Source organism: Arachidicoccus sp. (assembly GCF_050436765.1).
Classification (GTDB): domain Bacteria; phylum Bacteroidota; class Bacteroidia; order Chitinophagales; family Chitinophagaceae; genus Arachidicoccus.
This window is the reverse complement of sequence record NZ_JBNQGD010000263.1, coordinates 1-4,085: the sequence shown is the minus strand read 5'-3', so window position 1 is coordinate 4,085 and position 4,085 is coordinate 1. Positions and strand designations below refer to the sequence as shown.

Genomic DNA, 4,085 nt, shown 5'->3' with positions numbered 1-4,085 from the left:
GGTGGCATTATTCTCTCGCCGATTTTATTACTATTAGGTTGGGCGGATCAAAAGAAAACCGCAGCCATCAGTGCCTTATTCATCTTTGTAAACGCACTTGCAGGCTTGGGCGGACTGGCTTATAAAGGAAATATACATTTCAACGATCAAATATTTTTGTACATTTTTATCGCCTTCACGGGCGGCGTCACGGGTTCTTATTTTGGCGCAGTAAAATTCAGGCAAAGTATACTAAAAAATGTTTTAGCAAGTATATTGTTTCTAGCAGCATTTAAACTCCTATATACTTTTAGATAGTTCTAAGACAACCAATAAAAATTCCGCAAAGCTCAAATACTTCTCATGAAATACATTTTCTCATCTCTGTTCTTATTGATATGGTGCGGTGCATCTGCACAAATGAAAATACCCACAACAGATAGTTTCATAATTAAAGGGACAGTAAAGCAGTCATTAGAAGTTACTACCCAAGAATTGGAAGCATACCCTGAGGTCCATATTGACAGTATAGTTATTACCAATCAACTGCGTCGTCCTCTTCATACTTTAATGAATATAGCCGGTGTCTCATTAAAGAAAATATTGGACAATATAACTATTGACAACCCATCTCCAAAAGACTTAAGTAGCTATTATTTTGAATTTGTCGCTTCAGATAATTATACCATAGTTTTTTCTTGGAACGAAATCTTCAATACGCCAACCGGGGAGCATATTTTTATTATAATGGAAAAAGATGGCAAAAAGATTAAAGAGCAATCAGGTAGGATTTCAATGCTAGTCGCAACAGATTTTGCTACCGGAAGGCGCTATTTAAAGGGGCTTAAATACATAATTATAAAAAAAGCAGACTAATTAAATTATTACTAAAACAGAAATAACCAATGCAAATAACACTTCTTTTATTTGGACAAACAGCAGCAATCATGAAAAACGAGCAAGTTGTCATCAATGATATTAAGGATACAGACGCCTTACGAAACTACCTATTAAAACAGTATCCTTCATTGGCTTCTATCAATTATGCTATTGCAGTTGACGAACAAATAATTACAACAAACACACTATTAAAAGAAAAATATACGGTAGCTATTTTACCACCTTTTTCCGGAGGATAAACGATGAATAAATTATTTCATAACGAGCGGTATCAAACACAAATTGCCCTAGAAGAACTAGGCGAAGATGGTCAAAAGAAATTGTCCGCAGCCAAAGTGCTGGTTGTCGGTGCAGGCGGATTGGGATGCCCGACGCTGCAATATCTTGCTGCAGCAGGCATTGGCGTCATCGGCATAATAGATAATGACATAGTATCATTAAGTAATTTGCATAGACAAATTTTATTTGGCATCAATGATCTGGGCGAACATAAAGTAGTGGCTGCAAAAAGGTCCTTAATGCGGTTAAACCCAGAAATCATTTATCCTTTATTTAAAGAAAGGCTAAGCAAAGATAATGCACTGGAAATAATAGAGTATTACGACATAGTTATAGACTGCACTGATAACTTAGCGTCTAAATATTTGATCAACGATGCCTGTGTATTATTAAAGAAGCCCTTTGTGTATGCGGGCATTTCCCGGTACGAAGGTCAGGTCGCATTATTTAATATTGCCTGGAACGCGGCCAACTATCGAGATTTGTTTCCACAATTACCCAGAGAAGAACAGTTGGATTGTCGCTTCCAAGGCGTGCTTGGTGTACTTCCTGGTATTATCGGATGCATGCAGGCCGCAGAAGCAATAAAATGGATTACCAGCATTGGAAGCATAACAAGTAATGCCATTTTATCCTACAACATGCTGCAGCAAAAAATATATACCTACATCCTGCTCCACCATTCAAAAAATCAATTGTCGGCACCTAAAAATGCAGCGGCTTTTAAAGATTATAATTATGCTTCTTCCTGTAACAGGAATGCAGAAGCGGTATTTTCAATAGACATGAAAGCTTTTGAAAAACTACGTTCAAATAAAAATGTAGCTGTTATCGATATAAGGCAACTCGATGAAAAGCCTGAATTGTCCGGATTTGCCTATTTAAAGATACCTGACCAAGATTTATATCCTCAATTACAAAATCTTCCATACGAACAATTTATTTTAATCTGCCAAACAGGAAAAAGGAGTTTGGTTGCAGCGAAAAAAATAACGAAAATGTTGGATAATCATCGAAAGATAGTAAGTCTAAGCGGAGGTATTCTCCAATGGGAAAATTATTCTTTACATAAATTACAATGATGAAAATAGAAAATGGCTATCACAATATTTTTAAAGAAGGAGCTGTTTCATCCACCTTTATTGGAGAAAGCATTGCGAAACATCAAAACAAGAAAATTGTAGGTGCACACAGTATTTTTTTAGGGCAAGTACGCGCTGATATAATTGACAATAAAAAAGTCGTTGCAATAGAATATAGCAGTTATAAAGATTTGGCATTGAAAAAAATGCACGAAATTAGAGAAGCAGTTTTTAAAACTCATGAACTTACCTGTATGCACGTTTATCACAGCTTGGGCAAAGTAGCTGCAGGCGAAATTTGTCTGTTTGTGTTTACTTCTTCTCCCCATCGCAAGGCGGCAATAGAAGCTTGCAATGAACTTGTAGAACGAATTAAAACAGATTTACCTATTTGGGGAAAAGAGGTTTTTGAAGATCAATCTTTTCAATGGAAAAAGAATAAATAAATTTCACAATGAATAACATTACACAAAAAATTTCAACACTTCGCAAAGCAGTAGCGACGGCAATTGTAAAGGTTTCTTCTATGCAAACCATTGAAGCGATTAATAACAAAACAGTTCCCAAGGGTGACGTCTTTGAATTTTCAAGAGCCGCAGGCTTGTTAGGCGTCAAAAAGACAAGTGACCTCATTCCAGACTGCCATCCGTTGCCTATCGAATATGCTGCCATCAGCTACGAAGTAAAGGAGCTGGAGATACATATAATTGTTGAAGTGCATACTATTTACCGAACCGGTGTGGAGGTCGAAGCAATGCACGGTGCCTCTATTGTAGCACTTACCATGTATGATATGTTGAAACCTATCGATAAAGGCATTGAAATAAATTCGATAAAATTAATTAGAAAAAAAGGAGGTAAATCAGACTTTAGCGACCATTTATTTAGTGCCTTAAAAACTGCTGTCATTGTATGTTCAGATAGTATTGCCAAAGGCGACAAAGAAGACTTTGCAGGCAAGGCAGTAATTGAAAAATTGCAAAAGCATCATTTAAAAGTAGGGATATATCAAATCATTCCTGATGAGTTTTCGCTAATTCAAGCAAAAGCAAAAGAACTAAGCAGCGCAGGAACTCAACTACTTTTATTTACTGGCGGGACTGGTTTGTCCCCTTGTGATGTAACACCCGAGGCTATTGAACCTTTAATCACGAGAAATATTCCAGGCATAATGGAGGCAGCACGGATCTATGGTCAGGAGCGCATGCCCTATGCAATGCTCTCTCGCGGCATTGCCGGCTTTATAAACAATACCCTGGTCATGACTTTGCCCGGCTCAACCAGAGGAGCAGAAGAGACAATGGATGCATTGTTCCCATACATTTTGCATATTTTCAAAGTAGCTCAAGGTATGCGACACGATAAAGAGGAATAATTTTAATCTAGTTGATAATCAAATCTAATAATGAATGACAGGTGTAGTTTTATGTGGTGGAAAAAGCCTGCGGATGGGTAGCGACAAAGGATTGTTGAGAAATAAGGAAGGCGTTTGCTGGTCAGCGTCGGCCTATCAAAAATTAGCCGAATTAAAAATAAAAGTCGTCGTTTCTGTCAATAATCAGCAAGGAAGCTATAAAAACATATTCCGCGAAGATCAATTAATGATAGATAACCCAAGCCTCCTACTTGGAGGGCCATTGCTTGGATTGCTGAGTGTTCATCTGCAATTTCCTAAGGAAGATCTATTAGTATTGGCTTGTGACATGACCGATATGAATACAGAGGTGCTTCGTTTTCTCTATAAAAAATATAACCAGAAACCCGACGAAGCAATGGTGTTTTCCGATGCAGGCTTTGCAGAACCTTTATGCGGCATTTATTCATCATCAGGATTGAAGAAAATAT

The 4,085-nt window shown here is 37.4% G+C and carries 7 protein-coding genes; all 7 read left to right on the top strand.

All coding sequences use genetic code 11. The annotated features are described in order from the left end of the window. A partial coding sequence (locus tag ACQR30_RS11560) for a TSUP family transporter (protein WP_429735223.1) occupies nucleotides 1–297 on the top strand: 297 nt, incomplete at its 5' end. A gap of 45 nt (nucleotides 298–342) precedes the next feature. Further along, nucleotides 343–855, top strand: a complete 513-nt coding sequence (locus ACQR30_RS11555; RefSeq protein ID WP_429735221.1) for a molybdopterin-binding protein — start codon at nucleotides 343–345, stop codon at nucleotides 853–855. A gap of 29 nt (nucleotides 856–884) precedes the next feature. Beyond that, nucleotides 885–1,118 (top strand): MoaD/ThiS family protein, encoded by a 234-nt coding sequence (locus tag ACQR30_RS11550; protein WP_429735218.1) that lies wholly within the window; start codon nucleotides 885–887, stop codon nucleotides 1,116–1,118. 3 nt (nucleotides 1,119–1,121) lie between these two features. Then, entirely contained in the window at nucleotides 1,122–2,240 is a 1,119-nt protein-coding gene (locus ACQR30_RS11545; protein WP_429735216.1) for a ThiF family adenylyltransferase, read from the top strand. Next, a complete protein-coding gene (locus ACQR30_RS11540; RefSeq protein WP_429735214.1) occupies nucleotides 2,237–2,686 on the top strand; it encodes a molybdenum cofactor biosynthesis protein MoaE in 450 nt (149 codons plus the stop codon). The genes ACQR30_RS11545 and ACQR30_RS11540 overlap by 4 nt, the downstream gene beginning before the upstream one ends. An 8-nt stretch (nucleotides 2,687–2,694) precedes the next feature. Next, on the top strand, nucleotides 2,695–3,615 hold the full coding sequence (gene moaCB / locus ACQR30_RS11535; RefSeq protein WP_429735212.1) for a bifunctional molybdenum cofactor biosynthesis protein MoaC/MoaB: 921 nt from the start codon (nucleotides 2,695–2,697) through the stop codon (nucleotides 3,613–3,615). A 34-nt stretch (nucleotides 3,616–3,649) separates the two neighbouring features. Continuing rightward, the coding region (locus ACQR30_RS11530; RefSeq protein WP_429735210.1) for an NTP transferase domain-containing protein at nucleotides 3,650–4,085 on the top strand (436 nt) is incomplete at its 3' end.

What these genes read in the sequence shown, in the direction of transcription:
- ACQR30_RS11555 (WP_429735221.1), top strand. Translation starts at nt 343, where the DNA reads ATGAAATACATTTTCTCATCTCTGTTCTTATTGATATGGTGCGGTGCA.
- ACQR30_RS11550 (WP_429735218.1), top strand. Translation starts at nt 885, where the DNA reads ATGCAAATAACACTTCTTTTATTTGGACAAACAGCAGCAATCATGAAA.
- ACQR30_RS11545 (WP_429735216.1), top strand. Translation starts at nt 1,122, where the DNA reads ATGAATAAATTATTTCATAACGAGCGGTATCAAACACAAATTGCCCTA.
- ACQR30_RS11540 (WP_429735214.1), top strand. Translation starts at nt 2,237, where the DNA reads ATGATGAAAATAGAAAATGGCTATCACAATATTTTTAAAGAAGGAGCT.
- moaCB (WP_429735212.1), top strand. Translation starts at nt 2,695, where the DNA reads ATGAATAACATTACACAAAAAATTTCAACACTTCGCAAAGCAGTAGCG.